Origin of the sequence: Shewanella sp. HL-SH4 (genome assembly GCF_051164845.1) — a bacterium.
Taxonomy (GTDB): Bacteria; Pseudomonadota; Gammaproteobacteria; order Enterobacterales; family Shewanellaceae; genus Shewanella; species Shewanella glacialimarina.
Genome location: NZ_CP195037.1, coordinates 4,165,810 through 4,192,341, shown reverse-complemented (window position 1 = coordinate 4,192,341; position 26,532 = coordinate 4,165,810). Strand labels below are relative to the sequence as shown.

Below are 26,532 nucleotides of genomic sequence, written 5' to 3'. Positions count from 1 at the left end.
TTGATATATCCAAAACCGCAAAATCATAAGTTTTGATCAATTAATCGGCAAACTATCTTAATGCCACAAATTGATACAGCAAAATCCAGCAGAAGTCACAATACCTTAATTGGTTTTCATTATAATCCAAACGTTTTCAACATAAAAAACCAAATACTAATCATAGGTTTATTGTTTTAAACAGGGGCAAGTTCGCTCCGGGGTCATAAAGGAAATATGAATATGTACAATAAAAAGTTACTTGCGGTATTGATCGCGAGTTCACTAGGCTTGTCCGCATGTGGTAGCTCAGATGATGATAAACAACCTGAGGTTAAACCAATTGAAGTTAATCTTCGCGTTCTGGAAACATCAGACCTTCATGCCAATATTATGGATTACGATTACTATAAATCTAAGTACGATGCCACTATCGGCCTAGCCCGCACCGCAAGTTTAATTAAACGTCATGGCGCTGATGCCGATAACTTTGTCTTAGTAGATAATGGTGATTTATTACAAGGTAGTCCTATGGGTGACTATATCGCCAACAACTTCAAGCAAGATAGCACTATTGGTGGTACCCACCCAGCTTATAAAGCTATGAATACGCTCGGTTATTCTGTCGGCAATATAGGTAATCATGAATTCAATTATGGTTTAGATTTTCTTTATGAGTCTATTTCTGGAGCAAACTTTCCGTATATTAACGCCAATGTATTATGTGAAGCCGATTGTTGGGAAGGTAAACAAAAAGGCGATAATTTATTTAAACCTTACCTCATTGAAGAAAAAACAGTGCTAGATAGTAATGGCGATCAGCAAGTCATTAAAATTGGCTATATCGGATTTGTACCGCCACAAATTCTATTATGGGACAAACAAAATTTAACAGGCAAAGTCACCGTCATGGGGATTGTGGAGTCTGCTGAAAAATTTGTTCCAATGATGAAAGCAGAAGGTGCTGACATTATTATTGCGATTCCGCATTCTGGTGTTGGATCTTCGACTAATCCTGTCGATATTGATGACGAGAATGCCACTTGGGCATTATCAAAAGTTGCTGGTATTGACGCTATTACCTTTGGCCATAGTCATTCTGTATTTCCATCAAGTACTTTTGCAGGGTTAGAAAATGCGGATCTTGAAAAAGGCACTATTAACGGTGTCGCTGCCGTTATGCCTGGCCGTTGGGGTGACAACTTAGGCATAGTCGATTTCAAACTTGCAATGAAAGATGGTAAATGGTTGATTGTCGATAGAACGGCTAAATCGATGCCCATTTATGATAAAAACGCTAACACCCCGGAGTTAGTCCAGCCAGATTTTGGTATTCGAGATGCTGTTGCTAAAGAGCATGACGATACTAAAACTTACGTTGACCAGCCAATTGGTAAAGCATCATCAGATATGTATAGCTTTCTCAGTTTATTGCAAGATGATCCTACCGTTCAAATTGTTTCAGATGCTCAGATAGCAAAAGTGCAACAAAATTTACCTCCAGCGTTAAAAGACATCCCCGTACTTTCTGCATCAGCGCCTTTCAAAGCAGGTGGTCGTCACAGCACTACTGCAGATACAGAGAGCTATGTCCAAGTTGCCGCTGGTGAGTTAACTTACAAAAATGCGGCCGATTTATACCTTTACCCTAACACCATGGTTGCAGTAAAAGTCACCGGAGCCCAAGTACAAGATTGGTTGGAATGCAGTGCAAATCAATTTAATCAAATTAATCCTACAGCAACAACGCCGCAATACTTGATTAATTGGAGTACACATCGAACTTACAATTATGATGTTATTGATGGTGTTAACTATCAAATCGATGTGACTCAGCCAACCCGCTTTGATGGCGACTGTAAATTAGTCGATGCAAATGCACATCGAATTGTCAGTTTATCCTATACAGACAAAGAAGGTACTGTGTTTATTGGTGCTGAATTTGCTGAAAAAGAGTTCATTATTGCATCAAATAACTATCGTGCTTTTGGTGGTAAATTCGCTGGTACGGGTTCTGATTACGTTGTAATGGAATTGCCAGATTCAAACCGTGAAGCACTAGCACAGTATATTACTGCTGAAACTGAAACCTACGGCGAAGTGAATCCATCTGCCGACAACAACTGGGACTTTGCTACGATTAGCACAACTGTTGCTCTTGATGTCCGCTTTGAAACTCAAGATAGTGCCTTGGCAGATGCTTTTGTTTCTAAGTATCAACAACGTAAGATGATCAAACTCAATAATGTAGTAGATGAGTTTGGTTTTGCTGTTTACAGCATTGATTTACAGAACTGATCTACTACATGATGCGAATAATTATTCAGGGCGTAAATCCCTAATTCAAAGCCCTGTTTACTCAGGGCTTTTTTCAATGTAATTTTTTAACTCCCCCCAAAATAGTTCATCAAAAATTCTATAAGAGGTTTATCAAATTTACTGCCTCGGAGCAGTATAACTGCAAATGCTATTCAAAATAAACGCTTACTATATCTGGTTTTATTTTCGCCAGCTTTAGCAACTAATGTTAGTATTAACGCTATTTAATATCTGCGGAACTTCCTAATGCGAGCAACATCTAGTGCTTTATACCAAACAACAATTTGCATTACTCTATTGTGTTTAACGCTTTTCTGTCCACTTGGGTTTACTCAGCAGGTAATAGACCAGAGGGAAACTGCCATCAATGGAAATGCTCCATTACAGACGACTCAAAAATGGACTTTTATATTAGTTCGCCATGGTGAAAAGCAACCTGGTGACGATCCACAATTAACGAAACAAGGTACTGAACGGGCTGAACGGCTTGCTCAGATGCTACAACATATCCCATTAGATAAAGTATACTCAACCGATTACCAACGCACTCAGCTAACCGCCCAGCCAACTGCTATAGGCCATCATTTGCCTATAACGTCATACGACCCAAGTGATCTTGACAGTTTCAGCCAACAATTATTCAAGCGTCCTGGTAGTTATTTGATAGTCGGCCACAGTAATACCACCGCTATTTTAGCTCACAAACTAAATCAACCATCAGTAAACACTGACCCGGATCATGCAGAAGAATTCGATCGTTTATATTTTATTGAGGTGAATATTGTGGATGGAAAACGCATTAATTCAATGTATCGTTTCAGTTATTAATTTATCTTAAAAAAGGAAGCTGGACGATATGACTAAAATACTTGCTTGCAATCTGCATGATTATATTGAGGTAATGTGCCTATATCGGTATGAAGTGCAGATTACGCTTAACAACGGTCATCACATTACGGGGAAATTTGACTCAACCGGCTTTATTGGTCAACCAACCGATAAGCAAGAGATCATTCGTGGTAAGGATGATAATGGTGTTGATTTAACCTTGGTATTAACTGACATTAAAACAGTGACAGTATTAACTAAAAATGCACAATTTAATATTGTGCATTTTTAAAGAGTTAATAAAGCATGTTAAAGATTATTCGGGATCGAATACCGACTTATTATCATTATTTGGCCAGGCATTAATTACAGCCTTCACCAATGATGCTAAAGGAATAGCAAAGAAAACACCCCACACGCCCCATAAGCCACCAAAGACCAAAACTGCGGCAATAATCATCACCGGATGTAAATCTACCGCATCACTGAACAAAATTGGAACCAATACATTGCCATCTAGCGCCTGGATGATACCGTAACCCAACATTAAATATCCAAACTCAGGACCTATACCCCATTGCACAAAGGCCACAAGTGCTATGGGTAATGTCACCAATGTTGCGCCAACATAAGGGATCAACACAGACAAGCCCGTTAACACACCTAACAAAGCAGAATATCTCAGACCCATTAGCGCAAAAAACACATAGCTGGCAACACCAACGATGATAATTTCGATCACTTTGCCACGGATATAATTAAATATCTGCTGATCCATTTCGTACCATACTTTACTTGCTAAACCACGATTAGCAGGGAAAAATCGTTTACTACTGGCAATCAGTTCCTCTTTATCCTTTAAAAAGAAAAACACAAGCAAAGGGACTAGGATAACGTAAACCATTAATACTAATACAGATGCTGAAATACCCAGTATTTGTTTAGCAAAATCCAATAAGTGTTCAGTATCGAGCAATTTTTTGAATTCGTTAAGTGAAGCATCTATTTGTTCAGCACTAATAAACTGCGGATACTTATCGCTTAAGTCTTTAACGACAATCATCCCCTTGTCCAGCATGCTAGGTAAATCAGTGACTAAACTGACCCCTTGGCGCCAAATACTCGGCATCAGTACTAACAATGTCAGCATCATTAGCCCTAAAAACGCCACCAACACAATTGAAGCCCCAGCGGTACGATTAATGCCCAGCTTTGACATTTGAGCCACAGGCCACTCTAGTAAAAATGCTAATACCAATGCAACAAGTAAAGGCGCCAATAGTTCCGCACCAAAATATATTGTCAGTGCAATACCCATCAAAATAAACACTAATGTTATTGCTTGTGGGTCACTAAAACGAGTTTGGTACCAATCTTTTAAAAACGATAACATTGCAAAACCTTGTATAAATGAAAGAAAATTAACCTAATACCACGCTATTTAGTGATATTAATTGCCATAATGCTTTTATCTTGTTGCAATAGACTGACCTGATATCCACTTTTTTTAGCCCATGTGGGAACATCTTTGCAGGAACCAGGGTCAGACAGTAAAACCTTTAACGTTTCACCTTGCGGTAATTGCTTCAATAACAGTTTTATCTGCACTAATGGATATGGGCATCGATAAGCGGTTAAATCTATCAGTTTCATAGGGAATTTACGTTAAATAAACTAAAGCTATTATCCTTAGTTGCATAGTAAACCACAAGCTAACAGAGTAAACTCTTACGCGTTTTTCTCTACTAATTAATCAGATTAAAGGGTGTCGTTTGGCTAAAATTACTTTCACCACCAAATCATTCAGCAAAATGAGCAAAACTTTCATCGCCGGCAGTGTTGCAGCTACTCTATTCACAGCAAATATTACCAGCAGTTTTGCCAATAACGACTTACCCGATCTTGGTACTGCCGCGGTCAATACCTTCAGTCTTGAAAAAGAAATGGTTTATGGCGATGCTTACATGCGAGTCATACGCTCATCAGCACCGCTATTGACTGATCCCGTTCTAAGCCAGTATTTATCTGAGTTAGGTAATAAATTAGTTGCTCACGCCACAGGCGTTAAAACGCCATTCTATTTTTTCTTGCTGCGCAATGATGAAATTAACGCATTTGCTTTTTTTGGCGGTCATGTTGGTGTTCATACTGGGTTATTTTTAAATGCAGATACCGAAAGTGAGCTCGCTTCAGTACTGGCCCATGAAATCACCCACGTTACCCAACGCCATTTAGCCCGTTCATTGGAAGCACAAGAAAAAAGTTCCACCGCTACGATTGCCGGTTTACTAGGGGCTATATTACTGACTATTGCTGCGCCACAAGCTGGTATGGCGGCATTAGCAACAACTCAGGCTTTAGCAACTCAAGCTAAAATTAATTACACACGCTTGCATGAAAAGGAAGCTGATCGGATAGGCATGCAAATATTGGTTGAAGCTGGATTTGACCAGAATGGCGCTGCTAATTTCTTTGCAGAACTGGCCACTCGCTACCGCTTTACCACAACGCCACCTCAAATGCTGCTCACTCATCCATTACCTGAATCACGCATTACCGATGCACGTAATCGGGCAGCACAATATCCAAATCGTTATATTGCAGATAACTTAAATTACCAGCTCGCCAAAGCGCGTATCCAGGTTCGATTTTCCAGCTATAACGATGAAGCGGCTTTATCTTTATTTAATGTCCAGTTAAAGAAACGCTCTTACACTTTTAAAGAAGCTGCTTTATATGGCAAAGCTTTGGCACTGTTTCGCTTGAAAAAATTTGCTGAAGCAGAGGCCATAATTGATGAGTTACGCCAAACAGATGTCAATAATTTATTTTATATCGATACAAAAACCGATTTACTGGCCGAACGTAAAGCCTTTGATGAAGCTATTACACTATTGCAAGACCAGCGTAAATTAAAGCCGACCTCTCAGGTTATTAATACTAATTTGGCCCACATTTATGTTGAGTCAGGATCGCCCAAGCTAGCAATCCCGTTGTTGGAAGATCTCATTTTTTTCGATAAGCAAAATATACTTTCCTATCAATTGTTAAATGATGCCTATAAAAAAATGGGCAACAAAGCACTAGAATATTATGCTAATGCAGAGGTTATGGCATTAGTGGCGGATTACCCTGGCGCGATTGATCAATTAAACTACGCATATAGATACTCTGAAGGTCAGCCGCTGCAAATTGCCAGAATTGAAGCCAGAATACGTCAATTTAGAGATGCTGAACGAAATCTAGAGCAATTCAAATAACTTTTATACTGAAATAAAAAGAAAGCTAATACTATGACTAAAATTACTATTTTACATAATCCACGTTGTTCAAAAAGCCGTGAAACCCTAGCATTACTTCAAGCTAGGTCTAATGAAATAAATGTGATTGAGTATTTAAAAAATACCCCCTCAGCAGACGAAATCAGTAACATACTGTCGCTACTTAGTTTAAGCGCTCGTCAATTGATGCGTACTAAAGAAAGTGAGTATAAAGAATTAGGCTTAAAAAATGTCAATCTCACGGAAGTGCAACTTATTGCAGCCATGGTAAAAACGCCAAAATTAATTGAGCGACCTATTGTGTTATGCAATGGCAAAGCCGCTATTGGTCGACCTCCTGAAAATGTTTTGGCAATCATAGAGTAAATTATTAATGAAAACTAACAGCTTATTTCAGCTTTGCCGTATAGGTTATATTGCACTGGTATTATTGCTTACTGGATGGTTTGTACAACAAGGTGTGCAAGGATCTTATTCATTAATATTTAATCTAATGTGGATTATCCCGCTATTGATGCCATTAAAAGGTGTTATTCAAGGTAATCCATACACTTACGCCTGGGCGAGTTTTATTCTGTGTCTCTATCTGCTTCACGGATTAACCTTAGTCTATGTGACTGAAGACGCGCTTGTGTTTGCAATTATAGAGTCTGCGCTTATTTGTGCCTTGCTAATTGGCTTTCCATTTTATGCCAGAATAAGAGGCAGAGAACTGGGCCTGGGCTTAAAGAAAAAATCACAACAAGAAGATTAACAATCTGATTTAAATTAATTTAATTGCTTATTATTATCAATAAATGTTTCATTTTTAAAAGCGCCAATTGGCGCTTTTTTATTCTTTCGCATGCAAAAAACACATGATATAGTCAGTAAATAATTGCAGAAGGGATTAAATAATGGCTTTCAGTCGTAGTATTCTTACGCTTCTTATTTCAACCAGCATAATAACCGGATGTGGAGGTAGCAGCGACTCAGCACCGATACCTGTTGTCCCCGACAATACACTGCCTGTTACAGCCTGTAGTCAGCCTTTAGAGTTGAGCACTGTAACAGGTACAGATAACCTGGAGTTTTTGCTTGAGACAAGTTATCAAGTAAACCAACCAGGGGCACTTATTGCTAAACTAACGAATAAAGACTCAAGTGGCTTAGTTTTTAAATGGCAGCAAATGGCAGGTACAGATTTATCTCTAGCCAATAACTCCTCTCCCATACTTAATTTTACACCGTCCAATACCGGTGAATACCAATTTAAAGTGACAATTTCAGGTTCTGGTATTGATATTAATCAATTGATTACCATTAATGTCACGAATGCTCAACAAATATCATTATCAGTAAATGCTGATCATCAAGTCGTTGAAGGTAATGGTGTTAGCGTGAGATTAGCGTCCATTAATGGTCAAATGCCGACTAATGTAAAATGGTGTGCTTACTCAGATAATCCGATTAGTTTAGACCTAACCAAAACTGAACGGCCATTATTCATTGCACCTATTGTCAACAAAGACAGCATTGTATCTCTTAGGGTTACAGCCGAACTGAATGGGCAAACATTAACCGATGATGTCCACATCTTAATTACCAATGAAGCAGGGATCACTTCTCCCTATTTTGATCAGCCCGTTTCTCGCACTTATGCCTATAAGCCTAATTCATCATATGCCGCTGTTTTACCTAAATGTGTTTATTCAAATAAACTTGATAGTAGTTGCCGTATTAATCAACTACCTTTAATTGGACAGCAAACAAGTGCCCCCTCTATTGCTAATATCATGGACAGAGTTGTGGTATCTCACGATTGGATGGGGAAGAATTTTGAGCAGTTTTTGCAGCAGCAAGACCCTAATAGTGACTTCATTACATTATTACAATCTGTTACCGCTATTATCATTAGTTATGATGTCCGCCCCTCTTTTTATTGGGTAGTTACCGGCGCGATATACCTAGATCCCGACAATCTTTGGTTAACAGCTGCTGAGCGAGATACCATTAATGAGGCACCAGATTACCGAAGTAATTTTGGTAATAATTTACAGTTTTTAATGCCATGGCGATATGTGAAAAATAATCAGTATGCCTATGCATCTTACCCATATGAAACCCGAACAAACCGCTCAGTTGCTGACTTTACCCCTAGACTTTCCTCGTTGCTATATCACGAGTTAGCCCACGCTAATGACTTTTTCCCCCGCAGTACACACAGCACACTTCAAGGGCCAACTTTATTAGAGGATTTCAACAGACGTTCGAGTAGTAATGCTTTGGTGTCTGATCAACTCGCAATACGCTTTCCATTACAAAGCAGCGAAATGTATTCACTAGGTACTGTAAGCTTCAAGGGCCAAACCGCTAATGACATTCAAAAATCATACCTACCAAGCGATATTACCACCTTCTTTAGTCAAGACAATGCATCCGACTATTACAACTATTCCTCAAATCGAGAAGATGCAGCTATGCTGTTTGAAGAAGCTTTTATGAGCTATCGCTATAGTATGTTGAGAGATGTCGCCGTTACTGACAAACCAGAAAATGCAACGGGCTCTAATATTACTGTCGATTGGGGTCAACGCGGTCGTATTGGCGAAGCCAATATTAAAATACGTGCACAATATGTTATTGATGAAATAATGCCAGAAGTGGCAAGTCAAAACCTTATTAACAGTCTATCGAAACCGTTGCAATTAACCCCCGGTAAATCGTGGACAGAAAACTTAGTAGTTAATCCAGCGGGTGCGAGTTCACCGCAAAAGGTTAGCCAATCAACCGAGATAAAAGCATTAGAGGATAGGCCCTTAGAATTAAGTGGCGAGCAACATAGATAATAGGATTCAGCTGATGCATCAAATAGACTTAGACAAACGCAGATTTTGAATTTTTGCCCTGGCCTTAAAGCTAGGGCAATTTGTAAGCAGCTATAACTTAAGCATTTCTTTGATAAAAGGTATGGTTAATTTACGTTGATGCACCATAGATGCTTTATCTAACTTGTCTAATACATCAAACAGTGTGCGTAAATCTCGTGCCATTCTCGTCAGTAAGAAACGCCCTACTTCATCAGACAATTGCAGACCACGCATAGCGGCTCTGCGTTGTAACGCTAACAGTTTTTCATCATCAGCCATAGCTTGCAATTGGTATATTAACCCCCACTGCATACGGGAAACCAAATCAGGTAAAGCAAAACGGGCTTCAGATGGTGATGCACTTGCGCTGACAATTAAACGACAGTCTTGTTGTTCAGCAATACGATTATACAAATGAAATAAAGCTTCTTCCCAGACAGGATGACCTGCTATGGCATCGATATCATCAATGCAAATTAAATTTAAAGACTCAACACCTTCAAATAAAGCGGGCGAAATACTGGCATGAATACCTAGAGGTATGTATAAAGTACGACGGTCTAAATCACTTGCATGTGCACATGCAGCATGCATTAGGTGGGTACGGCCTGATTTTTGCGGACCATACAAATAAATAGACGAAGTCATGCTCCCCTCAGCACAAGACTGAAGTTTTTGAATAAGTTCATCATTACCCGATGCAGGATAATAACTATTAAACGTTTCATCATCCGGTAAATAAACCGGCAAAGATAATTGGCGCGGAGAAGATAGGGTCACTCAAACATTCTCGAAAATAAACATAAAGCGGACGCTACTATAACACAAGCGCCCTTCGGGTAAAATATCACTGGGGTTATTGCCCCTGCCATTGATAGGTTAACGTTGACTTATCGTTCGATTTCGGCTCAAGGTAGGAATTTACATTGCCCATTGTATCTATTTTGCTTAAACGATTATCAATACTTAATAATCGTTGTAGGTCTTCAACACTACTGAATAATGACAACTGATAAGTCACTGTTTCATTTTGGAATTGGCTGATTGAAATCTCTTTCACTGCACTGAGTTGCTGCAAATACTTTTCAATTTCTACCAGTTGTGTCATTTGTGTCACACCGGTAAAACTCACATGCGTTTCAAGGTTATTACCTGAAGATGCAATAGCATATTGGCTAATATAATAATCAGCTAATAAAGCCATTATGCGTTTAGATGCCGCAGCTGTATCGACTGCCTCACCTTGTTGTTTAATTAAGGGTTGAAGTGTTGAACCCGTTTGTGTTTTATCGAATAAAGACAAAGTAAATGTTACTGCACTCGTGGTCTCTGAAATATCTGCAATAGCAAAATAATCCGTTTGGTAACGAGCCGATGCGATATTGACAGGACTTAGAAACATGCCTTTTACATCTGTTGGCGATACCGCCATAAGATCATCAAGATCCATCAAAGGTAACAATACTGGAATACCTTTATTATTTGACTCAGCGATTAAATCAGATCGTAAAGCGCTCTCGCTTGAGTCAGATAAAATAACTGTATCATTAGCATCTGCAATTGTTACCCATAATAAGGTTAAAGGACGTTGAGCCCCCCAAACAGGTAAATCAGCCTGGCGCAAAGTGCTGATTACGCGTTGATGATCAAAACTTGCTGTCAGTAATAAATCACTATCAGCCTGGCTATAACCATACTGAATGAGTAATGCTTCAGGATTGTCAATTTGTGCTTTAACCGTAGGGTGCATCACGACGCTAGGGCTGCCAGAGTTTTTCAAAAAAACACTGGCTAACGCTTGTTTAAGTGCAGCCGAACGAGCACTGTTAGCGCGAGAATCAACTATGATATCTGCTTGATCTAGCTTCGTCACCTCGACAGCAGATAACTGAACATGGAAAATAGCCAGTGAAAGCACGGTAATATTGAGTAAATTTTTTAGCATTGGGAGTTATAAACGCAATCAAAATAAGTGATCAAAGTGTAACATAATAAAGATCTATCGAGTATGGTCTAATCACACTCTTTTTTATGTGAACGCACTATTTAAACATAAGCAGAAAACATGCTAACTGTACCTATTCAAAGACATAATAAAAATAATGGAGTTAATCTAATGCAACGCTTTTCAATTCCGCTCCAAGGAGCACAAATGTTATTTGTGGCCTTTGGTGCACTCGTATTAATGCCTTTAATTACTGGGCTAGATACCAGTGTAGCGCTCTTTACTGCAGGTATTGGCACACTACTTTTTCAACTCGTCACAAAGCGTCAAGTGCCTATTTTCTTAGCATCATCTTTCGCATTCATAGCCCCGATACTTTATGGTGTGCAAACATGGGGAATACCAGCAACTATGGGCGGGCTGATGGTTTCAGGATTAATTTATGTACTATTGGGAGCAACAGTCAAAATACGTGGCGTAGGGTTTATTCATCAACTCCTCCCGCCTGTAGTGGTTGGTCCGGTCATTATGATTATCGGCTTAGGGTTAGCACCAATGGCTGTTAATATGGCTTTAGGCAAAACGGGCGATGGTTCTGTCCAATTAATTAATACCAACACCGCGTTAATTATTTCACTTGCCTCACTATCAACCACCATTCTAGTCGCGACTTTTGCAAAAGGTGTTGCCCGATTGATGCCTATTTTGGCAGGTATTATAGTGGGCTATAGTTTAAGTCTATTTTTTGATGTGGTGGACTTCACGCCTGTACAACAAGCAGCATGGTTATCTATGCCCAACTTTGTCGCCCCCGAGTTTCATTGGCAAGCCATACTCTTTATGATCCCCGTTGCCATAGCACCGGCCGTTGAGCATATTGGAGATATCTTAGCGATATCTAACGTAACCGGTAAAGACTATATAAAAAAGCCCGGCTTGCATCGCACCTTAGCCGGTGACGGCATCGCAACAATGGCAGCATCGGCATTTGGTGGGCCTCCAAACACCACCTACTCAGAAGTCACTGGCGCGATTACCTTAACCAAAAGTTTTGATCCTCGCATAATGACTTGGACCGCGATTACCGCCATCATTTTAGCTTTTGTGGGTAAATTAGGCGCCTTATTACAAACAATTCCTGTTCCAGTAATGGGTGGCATTATGTGCTTGCTATTTGGATCAATTGCCGCAGTGGGCTTGAATACCTTAATTAGAAATCAAGTCGACGTATCAGAGCCGCGAAACTTAAGTATCGTCGCTGTCACCTTGGTATTTGGTATTGGCGGAATGGCATTTGGTATAGGTTCTTTCAGTCTCACTGGTATTAGTTTATGCGGTATAATCGCCATATTAATGAATATGATTTTGCCTAAAACTGATAAAAATCATCAAGCTGAACATTAATCTTATTTCAGAATGGGAAACAAATACTAAAAAGCCATCATATTTTTGATGGCTTTTTTATTCACCTTAGAACAACAATAATTTAAAAATCATAACTGCGTTTTCTGGCGACGGCTCGAAAATTTAACTTATTAATTAAATTAAGCTTTTGTGCATTATTCATAGAGTGCCACTCTAAAATCTCATCTAAAGTACGATGACAACCCAAACAAATATCTTGCTCGTCTAAACTACACTGCCTAATGCATGGGCATTCAACACTAGGGATATCGTCCATAGTTATTACTCAGACCATACGGCAAATTCATTGCCATTGACATCGAGGAAGTGGAATCGTCTACCGCCAGGGAAAGCAAATACGGATTTATTAACGACTCCACCATATTGAGTGACCTTGCTTTGGGTCTCCTCTAACGACTGACTGTACAAAACAATTAAAGGTGCACCTATTGTGGTAGTGAAATGACTGTCAGATTCAAAGAAGCCACCATCAATGCCCACATTTATAAAGCAGCTATATTGCGGACCGTAGTCTTTAAAATGCCATCCAAATACATGCTTAAAAAAATCCTTAGTAGAAGCAATATTTTTAACCGGTATTTCTAAATAACTAATCTGATGATGTGACATGCTTTGCTTTTAATAGTGATTAAAGGATATTTTGAGTATAACGAAATAATTGCAAATAACCATTTTGACCCAATGTTTATCAGAGAAAAACTTGGGTCAAAATACTAACTTATCTAATTTGAGCTTAGTTAATTAACGCGGCGATAGCACCAATCACTCCACCTAAAACACCACCCCAGACCACTAACCAACCAAGATGTTTTTTAATCATATCTTGAATAATTTGCTTAACTAAGTCAGGTGTTAGTTCATCCAAACGCTGGTCAACAATATTAGCGACCTTAGCCTGAATATCAGCAATCACATTCGGTTGTTCTAATTCGTTAACTAAAATTTGATTAAATTGATCACTTTGAGACAGTTCAATTAATGACTGTTTCATTTTATCAATAAAAGGCTCTTTTAGGGGCATTAAAGCCTCTACTCCGCCAAACATGGCGAGCATTCCACCAAGAGATGACTTTTCAACAGTTGACACAAGCGCATCAAACGATGGCGTTAAATCAACTTTTTCTATTACAGGGGTTAAATCGATACTTTTACTGTCACTAACGGTAAGAAAACGGTCAATATTTTCTTGAGTGAAAAACTGCTCCATCATCAGATGTTTAATGCCTGCTTTAAACTCTTCAAAACGATTTGGTACAACACCTGAACCATATAAACCAGGCACTTTCTCAAATAGCATATACACTGCTAGCCAGTTGGTGATCGCACCAGACAAGGCAAACAGTCCGATTGTTAATATAATGGGCTGAACCATTAAGTAGCCAACTAACACAAACAAGGTTGCAATTAAGTTTGTAAAAAGACTTTTATTCAATCTTACTTCTCCAAATACAATAAACCCGCAATATTTTAACAGTAAAATACTGCGGGTCATAAGGATTAGAACCTATACCTTTAAATCTTGTTCAATGTGTCTATTAACTAGTGCAACTTGTGCACTTTTTGCTAACACTCTGGCTCTGGCTATCATCTGGCTGGCAATACCTCTATTACGGTATTGTGGTAATACAAAAGCATCATCAAAAAACCACACTGGCTGTAACATTAATGAAGAAAATGAGGGGTACAATTGAATAAAACCGAGCAAATGCTCCTCTTCTAATGCGACAAAAATAATCGAATCATTTTCTGATAGGCGCTGACTTAAAAATGAGTAACAACCATTTATATCACTGAGCTGTTCACAAGACTGGCGATATTGATCAAAAAGCTGGCTAAGTGTCTGTAAATCTATATTTGAGGCAAGACGTATTTGCATATTTCATCCTTGAATTACCAGCATAAAACTCATGATTAAAAACAAGATTAATCATAGTTCTTGTAAAAAAGTAACACAATTAACTGTAAAACCTTACACACTAATATTCTAAAAGTCTATTTACCAACCATATATAAAATAGCCAATAAAAACCTCTCAATTAAGCTACTTTTTAGTTAAAATAATCTTATTCGTTTTTATGCCTAAGAGTATCGTATGGCAAGCTCATTAAAAAAATTCTCATCTAGCCCTCTTCTTAAAAGAATTCTTATTAGCCTATTTATCGTTTATGGACTGTTTTGTTTTATTTTCGGCATTATTATGCCTTTTATCGCAAAACAACACCTGGCACCTTTAGTCTCTGACAAGTTGGGCCGTGAAACTCAAATTGAAAGTATTCACTTTAATCCATTTACCTTTGAACTATCAGTAGAACATTTGATTGTCTCTGAAAGTAAACCGACACAAACTTTTATCGGGTTTGAACAACTATATATCAATATCTCACCACTGGAATCGTTAGCCAATCTCGCCATTATTTTTGAAGACGTGTCTATTACAAAGCCCACAATTAATATAGAGCGGCTGACTACAGATAGTTATAATTACTCTGATATTATTGCCTTATTTCAATCAGTTTCTGATCCTGAGGCCCAAAATGAGGAGTCTATCGACAAACCTATTGAAATACGTATTACTAAAATAGCTATCGAGCAGGGTGCTATCTCAATTAAAGATGCTGTCAGTAATAGCCAGGTGGTGTATCCGCAAATCAATTTAGCTTTCGATCATTTTGATTCTATTGCTAAAATCAAACATCAAGCAACTAGTATTCATAATCAGTATGATTTAACTCTCACAGATGAATACAGCAGTAAGCTGCAACTTTTTGGACAACTGCAGCTATTTCCCTTCGTATTAGAAGTGAATGTTGCCTTGTCTGAATTTAATATTGCTAAATATTGGCAGTTTGTTGATGAGCACTTTGATATTCAGCTAACCCAAGGGAAATTGAATATCAACAGTAAAATCATCCTTAATATTGACCCTAAACAGGATACCCCTGTCAAATTTACCCTTACCGATACTGACATCAATATTAATAGCATTATTGCTTCACATGCCAATGAAGAAAAGATCGTTATTGACGCGATAAACCTCAATGACATTCAAGTCGATAGTGCAACTCAGCGAGTTAACATAGACAGTTTTCAAACAAAATCAGGTAAAGTGGCCCTGAATATCTCTCCAACAGGAGCAGATTTAATCAAACTATTAATGCCCAAAAACCTCACTGATATCGACAATACCAATCTTGAACCCTCAATTGAGAAAGCTAGCACTTCTTGGATAATCAACCTCAACGCCGTCGACATTGCTAATTATGATATAAATTTAGGCGAATCTGTCGCTAGCGATCAGGTTGTTTTATGGCAAATAGGCCAAATTAATATCAAAACAGGTCAAATTAAATCTGATTTGTCCATTCCATTAGACTACCAATTTTCGGCTAAAATTAACCAAAAAAGCGAACTTGGATCTGTCGGTGTATTTAACTTAGTAGATCAAACATTAAATGCAGACTTTAGTTATCAAAATGTCTCGTTAACCTCTCTGCAACCTTATGTCGAAAAATTTATCAACATTACCATCGAAGACGGCACTTTCAATACCACTGGACGGTTGAATTTAGACACTGAAAAACAATTAAACTACAGTGGTCAGGCTTGGATTGATAACCTTGATATTAAGGACAATTTACATCAAAAGACCTTAGTTAGCTGGCATAAAATGTCAATTAATCAATTAGAGTTTGATAGACAACAAAGTAAAATTTATATTGATGAAATTCTATTTGAGCAATTGTATTCTCGTATCATTATTGCAAAAGACAGAAGCACCAATATTTCAAATCTACTAAAAAAACCCACTGTTACGCTTCAAGCTGATAGTAATGATGAAGAGATTGAACAAAACCAACAGCAAGTAGAACTTGCACAAGAAAACAGTATTAGTCCACAAATTGCCATTAAACATATTACACTAAAAGACAGCTCAGCATTTTTTGCCGATAATTCGTTAACTCCAAATTTTGCATCTGGAATTGAATTGTTAAATGGTCGAATTAACCAACTATCTAATAATCCACAAACGATTGCATCGGTAAATTTAGCGGGAAAAATAGATAAATATGCTCCAGTAATATTAAAAGGTGAAATTAACCCATTACTAGAAAATCCTTATCTTGACCTTAATCTCATTTTTAAAAATGTAGAGCTAACCTCTGTTAACCCTTATTCAGGCACTTATGCAGGTTACTATATCGATAAAGGTCAAATCTCATTAGATTTAAACTATCAATTAAAAAATAATGTCTTAGTGGGTTCTAATCACGTCGTTATCAACCAACTCCAACTGGGTAAACCGAGCAACAGCGATCTTGCTACTAGTTTACCAATAACATTAGCTGTTGCTTTACTTCAAGATCGCCACGGCGTTATTGATTTAGGCGTTGATGTAAAAGGTGATTTAAGCTCACCCAGTTTTAGTTTTGGTAGCGTTATTTGGGGTGCTTTGGGTAATATCATTACTAAAGCCGTTACGGCTCCTTTTAGTTTACTTGCGAATTTGATTGGCTCAGACGAACCGTTGAATAAAGTCAGTTTTGATTATGGTAATGCTGAACTAAGCAATACACAGACTAAACACTTAATGACATTGGCTGATGCATTATTAGACAGGCCGTTACTGATTGTTAATGTTAAAGGTGAGGTTGATGCTATTAATGATAGCCAAGCACTGGCCAAACAAGCCCTGCATCTAAAACTGGCAAATACAGCGCAGATCCCCATTGACCAATTACCAGCTGATTTATCAGCCAGCCAGTTTCCACTATCAGGGCCAATTACAGAAGCACTTTATACACTTTTTGAACAAGAGTTAGCACAAGATTCTATGGCAATTAAGCAGTCCATTATTGATGAATATGAAGCCCAATACCCAGATACTCCCTTGTTAGAAAACGACCTCAATACCCGTTTGCATATTGTTTTATACAACACAATCAAAAGTGCCCATGTTGTAGCACCTAGTGAATTAGGCAAACTCGCTCAACTTAGGGCTAAAACGGTTAAATCATTCTTGGTTGAGCAGGCAAACATTGAAGCTACTAGGGTGTATGTGATGGAAAGTAGAATTAATTCAAAACAAAAACTAGCAGAAGTGCAACTTGAGTTACAAGCAAACTAAATAGCGCATGATAGCTGACACAATTGTTTATAAGCAGCATGAGATAAAGTAGTATTGGCGTTTACTGAAAATCAGTAAATTTATATTTCAATAATAAAGAGGTAATTATGTTTGTAGTTCGCTGGATTTTAGGTCGGATAATTCTATTGTTAAATTTTATTTTTAGCCCTAAAAAACGTCAACGCCCTGAATCTGAACAAGCTAAAATTGATATGCAAACACAAAATTTATCTCTATATCAGTATAATGCCTGCCCTTTTTGTGTAAAAGTACGTCGAGAAATGCGTCGTCAAAACTTAAATATCGCCTTAATTGATGCTAAACAGGACAGCAACAAACAAGCGTTATTGATTCAAGGTGGTAAATTACAAGTACCTTGTTTGAAAATTAATAACGATGGCAAAACCGAATGGTTGTATGAGTCTAAGGCAATAATGAATTACCTCAATGACAATTATGCAAAAGCATAACCGGATAATACGCCTATTGAGCATTAATTAAATTCAAATAAATTAATGCTACATTCCATTTGTACAAAGGGTTTCAAGTGATTAAATCTATCGCATTCAATATACTATTCATTTTACTGGCGGGTTGCAGTGCTAAAGCGATTGACCCTATGGAGTTTGCTGGTCAATTCAAAGATAAATTTAACACTCAAATCAAAGGCGATGGAATTAAATTGTTTGTTTATCAAGCTAAGCTTGCCACCGCCTCCGATAGAAATATCAGTGATAAACCTGCTCATCAACAACGTATAGATCGACGTATGCAAGATGCGCAAAGCTATGCTGAAGAGATGCGTGAAAAAGAAGAGTTTCTTGAGCTGTGGACCCAACAAGTGCAAGTCGGTTTAGATAAAACTATTGTAATGACCGGTTACTGTAAACAAGGTTATATTGAATTAAGCCGTTACATTGAGAATGAACGCGGGGAAATTCGCGGGGAATGTAATGATGGGGCTACAGCTGAAGATATCAGTAAATTTGGTCACTAGGGTTTTCGCTCAATATAGGATAAAATAGGACTATTATTTTTTTAAGATTGTTATCCAATAATCGAATACCTGCATACTGAAGATTTATTATGAACAAAAAACAAGTGATGATTAAGAAACTGGCTAAACGTGCTAAAGCACGACAAAATAAAGTTGTGCCAGATAATCCAAGTACTAAAGTGAAAGAACGTTATATATCAAAAGCAGAACGTGCAAAAATTGCTTTAGAGCAGGAACAATCAGTCACTGAACCAACAATAGAATCAGCCACTTCGGCAGAGTAATTAAACATAAAAAAACGCCAATCAAATGATTGGCGTTTTTTTATGTTTAATTTTCTAGTATAGATTAGTTATTGTCATGGGCGATTTCAGCTGGCATATCATCTCGTAACTTCTGCCAAATCTTGCCACTTTCAATTGCATTTGTTCGCATTAAACCAGGAATTGCTTGATAACTTTTATCTTTAGCCAATTTTTCAAGCTCAATATAAAAATTAAATGCCAACTTTCTAGCCTCTTTACTTGAAAAATAGTAGCGACCCACTCGACTATAAAGCCCTTTAAAACCATTTAATATCAGCACATATAACGGATTACCAGAAGCAAACGCTAAAGTATGATGAAGTCGATAGTCAAATTCTGCATAGGTATCTGCATCATCTTCTAATTGATGAATTTTAGCTAAAATGTCCGCAGCTTTATCTGGGTTTTGTCTAAATGAAGCCCTGAAGTAAATGGTACTCACACTAGCACGAGCAGACATAAGTTGATCGACCAATAGCGGAAAACCATCAGGATTTAAGTCGGCTATTGTTTCAAGAATATTAAGGCCGGAAGTTTCCCAATAGTTATTAACTTGAGTTGGCTTACCATGCTGAATTTTCAACCAGCCATCTCTTGCTAATCGTTGCAGCACTTCTCTTAATGTCGTGCGTGTGACACCGATAAGTTCCGAAAGCTCACGTTCAGCAGGTAAGATAGACCCTGGTGGAAATTTGTTGTCCCAAATTGAACGAACAATGTATTTCTCTGCAAAACTTGCAGGACCTTTGGCATTGATAATCATCAGCCTAGATTTCCTATACTTAGCGGTAATAGCAATTATTGCTACTTGAATTAATACTGATCATACCAGAGAAGCAGTAAATAAAAACTATTGTTTATTCACAATAACTTTAGTGGTCAATTTATCACCACAGTAAATTTATTTTATCTCATTAAATCATTCATTTTTATGATGTAGCACATGCTTAATAATTACATTTAAAGATCAATTAAGCTAAACTAACGAAAAATACAACGTCAAAACGAGTGGGAATATAATTAATTTAATAATAATATTCTTAAAATCAAATAATTAGTAAGCAAACATCGTCTTTTACAAGCTGAGCAGATATTAGTCAAATTAATCTCTGTTAATTTATGTTTTAAACATGACTCGTGTGTTCGAAAACAAACAGCCATTTTAGACATTGCAACTGACTTATATGATATTGGCACTTAATTTGGCTATTTGATTGGTAACGTAACATTATCGGAGTGGCTATTATGCCTGCAACCCAAGCTGAGGCAATGTTTAGTAACTTTTTAGGTAACTCACCTAAATGGTACAAACTTGCAATTGTGGCATTTCTTGTAATTAACCCATTATTATTCTTTTTTGTTAGCCCATTCATTGCTGGTTGGGTTTTAGTTATTGAATTCATTTTCACCCTTGCTATGGCGCTTAAGTGTTATCCACTTCAACCTGGGGGCTTATTGGCCATTCAGGCTGTGATGATAGGGATGACATCCCCAAGCCAGGTGCTACATGAAATTGAAGCCAATTTAGAAGTATTGTTACTGCTAATCTTTATGGTGGCGGGCATTTATTTTATGAAGCAATTATTACTTTTTGCTTTTACTAAAATGATCACTAAGGTTCGCTCAAAAATTATTGTGTCATTGATGTTTTGTGCGGCATCAGCATTTTTGTCTGCTTTCTTAGACGCGTTAACCGTAATTGCTGTAATTATCTCTGTTGCAGTAGGCTTTTACTCGATTTACCACAAAGTCGCTTCAGGTAAAAACTTTAACTCAAGCCATGACCACACCAACGAAGATGCAAGCCCACAACTCAATCATGATGAATTAGAAGATTTCCGTGCCTTTTTACGTAATCTACTGATGCATTCAGGTGTAGGTACCGCGCTTGGTGGCGTTTGTACTATGGTCGGCGAGCCTCAAAACCTAATTATTGCAGCACAAGCTCACTGGAATTTCGGTGAATTTTTCATTCGCATGTCTCCGGTTACTATGCCTGTTTTAATTGCAGGGCTTTTTACCTGTTACCTGGTTGAAAAATTAAAGTGGTTCGGTTACGGTGCGCAACTTCCTGATGCTGTTCATCAAATTTTAACCGACTATTCTAATTATGAGGATGAACATCGCACTAAACAGGATAAAGCAAAACTGATTATTCAAGCTTTAGTCGGCGTGTGGTTGATTGCCGGTTTAGCATTGCATTTGGCATCCGTTGGCTTGATTGGCCTATCCGTTATTATTATTACGACGGCTTTTAATGGTATTACTGATGAACATCAAATTGGTAAAGCGTTTGAAGAAGCACTGCCCTTTACTGCACTACTCGCAGTGTTTTTTGCCATTGTTGCGGTAATAATAGATCAACATTTATTCGCGCCAGTGATCCACTGGGCGTTAAGCTATGAAGGTAATACGCAGTTAGTGATTTTCTATATTGCTAATGGTTTATTGTCTATGGTCAGTGATAACGTCTTTGTCGGCACTGTGTATATTAACGAAGTGAAAGCAGCCTTAATTTCAGGTCAAATTACCCGCGACCAATTCGACTTATTAGCCGTAGCGATTAACACTGGTACTAACTTACCCTCTGTTGCGACGCCTAATGGTCAAGCCGCATTCTTATTCTTATTAACATCAGCCCTCGCACCACTCATTCGTCTATCATATGGTCGTATGGTTTGGATGGCGTTACCTTATACCATCGTATTATCGATCGTTGGCATAATGATGATTGAATCAGGCTTTTTAGTCGAAATGACCAGTTACTTTTATGATAGTCAGTGGTTAATTCACCATTCGGCAAAAGATATTGGTGGCGCGATTTCAGGTCATTAATATCTGTTAATGAGCAAATCTTAACATAGACAATAATCTGTAAATATTTTATGGTCTATCAATAATATCAACACCCTCATAGAGGGTGTTTTTCTTTAAAATTTACAGGATAATATTTTGACCGCATTACAACTTTTTTGCCACCATCGCATATCATGGGCGATTCTATTTCTATCTGGTTTAGGTCTTGAAGGTGCTGCGTTGTATTTTCAGTACGTCATGGGATATGACCCGTGTGTAATGTGTGTATACATTCGTGTTGCCATTTTAGGGATAATGCTATCTGCTCTGGTTGGTTTAGTTAATCCCAAGTTCTGGTTGCTGAGGCTGATTGGCATGGCTGGCTGGATAGTTTCTGCTGTTTGGGGAGCCAAACTGGCATTTGAGCTTAATGATATGCAAGTAAACCCCTCTCCTTTTGCCACATGTTCTTTTTTTCCTGAATTTCCAGCATTTATGCCACTAGACAAGTGGTTACCGCAAGTGTTCTCTCCAACAGGGATGTGCGGTGAATCAGTCTGGTCATTTATGTCGGTTACCATGGTACAGTGGACGATAATAGGCTTTGTCGTTTATGGTGTTGTATGGTTCATAATGCTATTACCTGCATTAACACCTAAGCGCAGTAGCAAATAGCACTATTAACTGTCGGTATTCAATAATCATAAAAAAACAGACCATCTGGTCTGTTTTTTTATGACTGAGTATTCTCTAATCAAAATCTTGTAAGGGCCATAAAACGATATTGTCTTCAAGGTACCTTACTTTCATTTCATTCACAGTTTTGCCTTTAACTGATATCCCTAATTTATGCATCTCATCTTTATTACCTGTAATCAATGGATGCCAATTGGGTAAATCACGACCCAAATATAACCGTCTATAGGCACAGCTTTCTGGTAACCAAGTGAGTTCAGGTAAATTAGCTAAATTAATTGCTGTACACTCTGGTACATATTTAAAGCGATCGCTATAGCGTTTACACTGACAACTCTCATCATCTAATAAATGACAAGCGGCATTAGTGTAATAAAGCGCCTCTGTTTCATCGTCTATGATTTTATTTAAACAGCATTTACCACAACCATCACAAAGGGATTCCCATTGTGCGTTTGTCATATCTTCTAATGCAGTGGTTTGCCAAAAATTCATGTTCAGTTTATCTCTTACTCAATCACAATAAGTGAAACTTTACAAAATGTAATCTCAGTCGACTGATGAAATTATTTACTATCGAAATTTAGACTAGCTTTATGTTGTTCAAGTAAATTCTCTTTTGGAGGCGGAACTTGCAAATAATAGCCTTTAGCGAGTAATTCACTTTTCACTTTTTCGATATCCGCTAACGCTAATGATTCCCTTTTAGACAAAGGCACTAGCATTACTAATTTTGGTGCGCCAAACATTTTCATCAATGCATCAGGAACTGCATCAAAAACATCACGTTTCTCGACAAAAAGGTATGTTTCGACCTTCAGACTGCTTTTATATACTGCACAAATCATTTTAGTGTAATTTTCCGCTGTTTCAAACTTGATAGTCCACAACGCACACTATAACATGGTGTCCAATAAAATAATTGTAAATTGATTTACAAGCATAGAAATTTGGAGACTAGCGACGAGATGGCTAAACAAAATCTCGAGTTAAAAGCCACATCTTTTACTCTATCGGTACTTTATATTAATAATAGTAATTTAGATGTTGTTGCTTTAGAGCTTGATAAAAAATTAGCTGAGGCGCCACAATTTTTTCTAGGTGCACCATTAATTTTAAATCTAAGTGCCTTAGATGATACCCCAATTGATTTAGCAGTATTAAAAGCACTGTTGAATCAGCGTCAGTTGGTTATTGTAGGGATAACTGAAGCTTCTATTCCCTTTTCTGTTCAAGCTAAGGACTTAGGATTAGCTGTCGTTCGATCGGGTAAACAAGCTACAGCCGCTACAATTCCACCTCGTGGAACTAAAATAGTTAAACAAAATATTCGCTCTGGCCAACAGATATATGCAAAAGATGCGGATTTAGTCATTTTTGGTGCTGTTGGCAATGGCGCTGAGGTCATAGCAGATGGTAGCATCCATGTATATGGCGCTTTACGCGGTAAGGCTATGGCTGGCGCTGGCGGTGATACACAAAGTGTTATCATAGCGAGCTCGCTTGAAGCCGAACTTGTTTCCGTTGCTGGGCAATATTGGATCGCAGAAAACCTGCAACAACATTGCCATGCACAAAGAGGTTGTGTTCGCCTAGATGGCGAGTCTCTCACTGTTGAAATATTGCCACAATAAGGCAAATTTAAGGAAAAAATACACATGGCACAAATTATTGTTGTCACTTCAGGAAAAGGCGGTGTGGGTAAAACAACCTCAAGTGCAGCTATTGCAACTGGCCTAGCACTAAAAGGTAAAAAAACCGTCGTTATCGATTTTGATATCGGTTTACGTAATCTAGACTTAATTATGGGCTGTGAACGCCGTGTAGTTTATGATTTTGTAAATGTAATCAATGGTGAGGCTAACTTAAATCAGGCTATGATTAAAGATAAGCGTTGTGATAAGTTGTTCATTTTGCCAGCTTCACAAACTCGTGATAAAGATGCCCTGACTAAAGAAGGTGTGGGCAAGGTGCTAGATGATTTATCTAAAGATTTTGATTATATTGTTTGTGACTCCCCTGCAGGGATTGAGCAAGGTGCCATGATGGCGCTTTACTTTGCCGATATTGCCATTGTAACGACCAACCCAGAAGTCAGTTCAGTACGGGACTCTGACCGTATTTTAGGTATGTTACAAAGTCGCTCACGCCGTGCAGAAGAGAATCTTGAACCAATAAAAGAATACTTATTATTAACACGTTACTCTCCTGCGCGTGTTAAAACTGGTGAAATGCTGAGTGTTGAAGATGTTAAAGAGATCCTAGCAATTGAACTTTTAGGGGTAATTCCTGAGTCACAAGCTGTGTTGAAAGCATCTAACTCTGGTGTACCTGTTATCATTGATCAAGAAAGTGATGCAGGCCTAGCATATAGCGATACGGTTGCCCGCCTTTTAGGTGAAGATGTAGCCATTCGTTTTATAACAGAAGAAAAGAAAGGTTTCCTAAAAAGGATATTCGGTAGCTAATTATGTCCATACTTGATTATTTCAGAAGTACTAAAAAACCTAATACGGCCTCTTTAGCCAAAGAGCGTTTGCAAATCATTGTAGCCCATCAGCGTGGTGAACGCGGTGCGCCTGACTACTTGCCAAGAATGAAGCAAGAAATCATCGAAGTGATCCGTAAATACGTGCAAATATCTGATGATCAGGTCACGGTTCAATTAGAACAAAATGATGATAATTTATCTGTTCTAGAGTTGAACGTGACTTTACCAGAGACTAAGTAGTGTGATAAATCTTTTATTTTAATGATTTATCTACCTAATCAAAAAGTAAAAAGGATAGGATGAATTCATATCCTTTTTAACTTTAATTGCTACATTTGTTATGGGAACCAACAATTAACGCTAAAACTATTGACCATCAAAGGCAATACTATCTAGCTTATTGCCCACTAACGCACCACGCCAACCTTGTAAAATTAATGGCTTATCGCCCTGCTTACCTTCGAATAACCAAACTAAGAATTGATGAATTAAACGTTTCGAACCAATAAACTCAAGCGGTACAGACTGTTGCTCACTAATGTCAGTTAAACACGTTTTAATCAATTTAAAAGATGACTTATAACCTGACTTTAAAGCAATAACATCGACTTCCTCTGGCGGGTTATCCATGTCTGCATTTGCGATGACTTTTAATAAGTCCTTTCCATGAAAACGCTTTTCTTGATCAGTTAAATCATTTAGCTGATTTAACTCTGCCAAACTTGTAGGCGCTTTTTTAGCGAGTGCAATGAGTGCATGATCTTTAACAACAAACCCAAGAGCTAAATTTCGATTGACCGCTTTTTCAAGGCGCCATGCTGCCATGACTTTTAAGATAGCAAGTTGCGGGCGAGTCAATTGGAAAGCATTCTTAACTTTCAAATAAGCTTCATCAGGATCAACACCACTTAAGCGTCCTTGGATTATCCTTTCGCCTTCTTCATATAACCAATCTAGACGATTTTGCTCAGTCAGCTTTTGTAGAATTTGTGGGTATATCTGATATAAGTAAGATACATCATTCGCTGCGTATTGAAGCTGAGCATCACTTAAAGGCCGTTTCATCCAATCGGTGCGTGACTCACCTTTGTCTAGTTCAATACCTAAGCATTGCTCAACTAATTTAGCATAGCCTAAACCATGCCCCATACCCGCTAAACTAGCCGCAATTTGACTATCAAATAATGGCTTAGGTTGACAGTCTCCATAATGGGCGAAGACTTCAAGATCTTCACTACAAGAGTGAAGCACCTTAATAATATTTTCATTGGTTAGTAATGACCAAAATGACGATAAATCTTTGATAGCGACAGGATCAATCAATGCTAGTGTTTTGCCATCATAAGCTTGAATTAAGCCCAGATGTGCATAGTAAGTACGGGTGCGAACAAATTCTGTGTCTAACACTAGCAAGCTAGCTTGCTCATATTGCTTTACTAACGAGGCTAACGCATCATCATTACTTATATACTCGAACGCAAACACAGCTTACTCCA

At 38.0% G+C, this 26,532-nt stretch carries 29 protein-coding genes; 17 read left to right on the top strand and 12 right to left on the bottom strand.

Annotated elements, in window-relative coordinates; all coding sequences use genetic code 11:
- Window positions 1-222: 222 nt before the first annotated feature.
- The 3 genes from ACRWQL_RS19405 (at window position 223) to ACRWQL_RS19395 (ending at window position 3,418) form a co-directional block, all read left to right on the top strand.
- Window positions 223-2,277 carry a bifunctional 2',3'-cyclic-nucleotide 2'-phosphodiesterase/3'-nucleotidase gene (locus ACRWQL_RS19405; RefSeq protein WP_434951700.1) on the top strand — a complete coding sequence of 685 codons (2,055 nt, stop codon included), beginning with the start codon at window positions 223-225 and terminating at the stop codon, window positions 2,275-2,277.
- Between the two features lie 267 nt (window positions 2,278-2,544).
- A complete protein-coding gene (locus tag ACRWQL_RS19400) occupies window positions 2,545-3,126 on the top strand; it encodes a histidine phosphatase family protein (RefSeq protein WP_434951699.1) in 582 nt (193 codons plus the stop codon).
- 28 nt (window positions 3,127-3,154) lie between these two features.
- Window positions 3,155-3,418 (top strand): Rho-binding antiterminator, encoded by a 264-nt coding sequence (locus ACRWQL_RS19395; RefSeq protein ID WP_434951697.1) that lies wholly within the window; start codon window positions 3,155-3,157, stop codon window positions 3,416-3,418.
- A gap of 24 nt (window positions 3,419-3,442) precedes the next feature.
- Here the strand turns inward: ACRWQL_RS19395 and ACRWQL_RS19390 are convergent, their stop codons facing one another.
- Together ACRWQL_RS19390 and ACRWQL_RS19385 are read right to left on the bottom strand one after the other, a co-directional pair.
- The gene (locus ACRWQL_RS19390; RefSeq protein WP_226415656.1) at window positions 3,443-4,519 is read right to left on the bottom strand and encodes an AI-2E family transporter; all 1,077 of its coding nucleotides are present in this window, start codon (window positions 4,517-4,519) and stop codon (window positions 3,443-3,445) included.
- Between the two features lie 44 nt (window positions 4,520-4,563).
- Window positions 4,564-4,779, bottom strand: coding sequence for a sulfurtransferase TusA family protein (locus tag ACRWQL_RS19385; protein ID WP_226415655.1), 216 nt, complete (start codon window positions 4,777-4,779; stop codon window positions 4,564-4,566).
- 158 nt (window positions 4,780-4,937) lie between these two features.
- Here ACRWQL_RS19385 and ACRWQL_RS19380 point away from each other — a divergent pair, with 158 nt between their 5' ends.
- From ACRWQL_RS19380 to ACRWQL_RS19365, 4 genes are all read left to right on the top strand, one after another.
- Window positions 4,938-6,386, top strand: coding sequence for a M48 family metalloprotease (locus ACRWQL_RS19380; protein WP_434932004.1), 1,449 nt, complete (start codon window positions 4,938-4,940; stop codon window positions 6,384-6,386).
- 33 nt (window positions 6,387-6,419) lie between these two features.
- Window positions 6,420-6,773 carry an arsenate reductase (glutaredoxin) gene (gene arsC / locus ACRWQL_RS19375; RefSeq protein WP_434951695.1) on the top strand — a complete coding sequence of 118 codons (354 nt, stop codon included), beginning with the start codon at window positions 6,420-6,422 and terminating at the stop codon, window positions 6,771-6,773.
- Between the two features lie 7 nt (window positions 6,774-6,780).
- A complete protein-coding gene (locus ACRWQL_RS19370) occupies window positions 6,781-7,161 on the top strand; it encodes a DUF2069 domain-containing protein (protein WP_434931816.1) in 381 nt (126 codons plus the stop codon).
- A gap of 142 nt (window positions 7,162-7,303) precedes the next feature.
- On the top strand, window positions 7,304-9,235 hold the full coding sequence (locus tag ACRWQL_RS19365; RefSeq protein WP_434951694.1) for a hypothetical protein: 1,932 nt from the start codon (window positions 7,304-7,306) through the stop codon (window positions 9,233-9,235).
- Window positions 9,236-9,325: 90 nt separating this feature from the next.
- Here the strand turns inward: ACRWQL_RS19365 and hda are convergent, their stop codons facing one another.
- Window positions 9,326-10,036 carry a DnaA inactivator Hda gene (gene hda / locus ACRWQL_RS19360; protein WP_434926220.1) on the bottom strand — a complete coding sequence of 237 codons (711 nt, stop codon included), beginning with the start codon at window positions 10,034-10,036 and terminating at the stop codon, window positions 9,326-9,328.
- 76 nt (window positions 10,037-10,112) lie between these two features.
- On the bottom strand, window positions 10,113-11,201 hold the full coding sequence (locus ACRWQL_RS19355) for a DUF2066 domain-containing protein (RefSeq protein ID WP_434951692.1): 1,089 nt from the start codon (window positions 11,199-11,201) through the stop codon (window positions 10,113-10,115).
- 171 nt (window positions 11,202-11,372) lie between these two features.
- Here ACRWQL_RS19355 and ACRWQL_RS19350 point away from each other — a divergent pair, with 171 nt between their 5' ends.
- Window positions 11,373-12,605, top strand: coding sequence for a uracil-xanthine permease family protein (locus ACRWQL_RS19350; RefSeq protein WP_434951690.1), 1,233 nt, complete (start codon window positions 11,373-11,375; stop codon window positions 12,603-12,605).
- A gap of 82 nt (window positions 12,606-12,687) precedes the next feature.
- Here ACRWQL_RS19350 and ACRWQL_RS19345 read toward each other — a convergent pair whose 3' ends face one another.
- The 4 genes from ACRWQL_RS19345 to ACRWQL_RS19330 all read right to left on the bottom strand — a co-directional run bounded on the left by ACRWQL_RS19345 (window position 12,688) and on the right by ACRWQL_RS19330 (window position 14,502).
- Window positions 12,688-12,882 carry a DUF1289 domain-containing protein gene (locus tag ACRWQL_RS19345; protein WP_434931812.1) on the bottom strand — a complete coding sequence of 65 codons (195 nt, stop codon included), beginning with the start codon at window positions 12,880-12,882 and terminating at the stop codon, window positions 12,688-12,690.
- Window positions 12,883-12,887: 5 nt separating this feature from the next.
- A complete protein-coding gene (locus tag ACRWQL_RS19340) occupies window positions 12,888-13,235 on the bottom strand; it encodes a VOC family protein (RefSeq protein ID WP_434926224.1) in 348 nt (115 codons plus the stop codon).
- Between the two features lie 124 nt (window positions 13,236-13,359).
- Entirely contained in the window at window positions 13,360-14,058 is a 699-nt protein-coding gene (locus tag ACRWQL_RS19335; protein ID WP_434931810.1) for a DUF445 domain-containing protein, read from the bottom strand.
- Window positions 14,059-14,130: 72 nt separating this feature from the next.
- A complete protein-coding gene (locus tag ACRWQL_RS19330; protein ID WP_434951689.1) occupies window positions 14,131-14,502 on the bottom strand; it encodes a GNAT family N-acetyltransferase in 372 nt (123 codons plus the stop codon).
- Between the two features lie 216 nt (window positions 14,503-14,718).
- Between ACRWQL_RS19330 and ACRWQL_RS19325 the strand changes: the two genes are divergently transcribed.
- From ACRWQL_RS19325 to ACRWQL_RS19310, 4 genes are all read left to right on the top strand, one after another.
- On the top strand, window positions 14,719-17,751 hold the full coding sequence (locus ACRWQL_RS19325; RefSeq protein ID WP_434951687.1) for a DUF748 domain-containing protein: 3,033 nt from the start codon (window positions 14,719-14,721) through the stop codon (window positions 17,749-17,751).
- A gap of 107 nt (window positions 17,752-17,858) precedes the next feature.
- A complete protein-coding gene (locus tag ACRWQL_RS19320; RefSeq protein WP_434937859.1) occupies window positions 17,859-18,221 on the top strand; it encodes a glutathione S-transferase N-terminal domain-containing protein in 363 nt (120 codons plus the stop codon).
- Between the two features lie 77 nt (window positions 18,222-18,298).
- Entirely contained in the window at window positions 18,299-18,748 is a 450-nt protein-coding gene (locus ACRWQL_RS19315; RefSeq protein WP_434951686.1) for a hypothetical protein, read from the top strand.
- Window positions 18,749-18,837: 89 nt separating this feature from the next.
- The gene (locus tag ACRWQL_RS19310) at window positions 18,838-19,032 is read left to right on the top strand and encodes a DUF2986 domain-containing protein (RefSeq protein ID WP_434951684.1); all 195 of its coding nucleotides are present in this window, start codon (window positions 18,838-18,840) and stop codon (window positions 19,030-19,032) included.
- A 64-nt stretch (window positions 19,033-19,096) separates the two neighbouring features.
- Here ACRWQL_RS19310 and fadR read toward each other — a convergent pair whose 3' ends face one another.
- Window positions 19,097-19,816 (bottom strand): fatty acid metabolism transcriptional regulator FadR, encoded by a 720-nt coding sequence (gene fadR / locus ACRWQL_RS19305; protein ID WP_434951682.1) that lies wholly within the window; start codon window positions 19,814-19,816, stop codon window positions 19,097-19,099.
- 482 nt (window positions 19,817-20,298) lie between these two features.
- Here fadR and nhaB point away from each other — a divergent pair, with 482 nt between their 5' ends.
- Both nhaB and dsbB read left to right on the top strand, forming a co-directional pair.
- Entirely contained in the window at window positions 20,299-21,888 is a 1,590-nt protein-coding gene (nhaB, locus tag ACRWQL_RS19300; protein ID WP_434926231.1) for a sodium/proton antiporter NhaB, read from the top strand.
- Between the two features lie 117 nt (window positions 21,889-22,005).
- Window positions 22,006-22,524 carry a disulfide bond formation protein DsbB gene (gene dsbB, locus ACRWQL_RS19295; protein ID WP_434951680.1) on the top strand — a complete coding sequence of 173 codons (519 nt, stop codon included), beginning with the start codon at window positions 22,006-22,008 and terminating at the stop codon, window positions 22,522-22,524.
- A 75-nt stretch (window positions 22,525-22,599) separates the two neighbouring features.
- On the opposite strand, the gene ACRWQL_RS19290 is transcribed toward dsbB, so the two are convergent.
- A complete protein-coding gene (locus ACRWQL_RS19290; protein WP_434937862.1) occupies window positions 22,600-23,040 on the bottom strand; it encodes a YcgN family cysteine cluster protein in 441 nt (146 codons plus the stop codon).
- A gap of 71 nt (window positions 23,041-23,111) precedes the next feature.
- Window positions 23,112-23,393, bottom strand: a complete 282-nt coding sequence (locus tag ACRWQL_RS19285) for a YcgL domain-containing protein (protein ID WP_434926234.1) — start codon at window positions 23,391-23,393, stop codon at window positions 23,112-23,114.
- 120 nt (window positions 23,394-23,513) lie between these two features.
- Between ACRWQL_RS19285 and minC the strand changes: the two genes are divergently transcribed.
- Genes minC through minE form a run of 3 tightly spaced genes read left to right on the top strand, consistent with a single transcriptional unit; the run spans window position 23,514 to window position 25,276 of the window.
- Entirely contained in the window at window positions 23,514-24,179 is a 666-nt protein-coding gene (gene minC, locus ACRWQL_RS19280) for a septum site-determining protein MinC (protein WP_434951678.1), read from the top strand.
- Window positions 24,180-24,203: 24 nt separating this feature from the next.
- Entirely contained in the window at window positions 24,204-25,013 is an 810-nt protein-coding gene (minD, locus tag ACRWQL_RS19275) for a septum site-determining protein MinD (RefSeq protein ID WP_226415632.1), read from the top strand.
- 2 nt (window positions 25,014-25,015) lie between these two features.
- On the top strand, window positions 25,016-25,276 hold the full coding sequence (minE, locus tag ACRWQL_RS19270) for a cell division topological specificity factor MinE (protein WP_434926236.1): 261 nt from the start codon (window positions 25,016-25,018) through the stop codon (window positions 25,274-25,276).
- Between the two features lie 126 nt (window positions 25,277-25,402).
- Here the strand turns inward: minE and rnd are convergent, their stop codons facing one another.
- The gene (gene rnd / locus ACRWQL_RS19265; RefSeq protein ID WP_434951676.1) at window positions 25,403-26,521 is read right to left on the bottom strand and encodes a ribonuclease D; all 1,119 of its coding nucleotides are present in this window, start codon (window positions 26,519-26,521) and stop codon (window positions 25,403-25,405) included.
- Window positions 26,522-26,532: the final 11 nt, after the last annotated feature.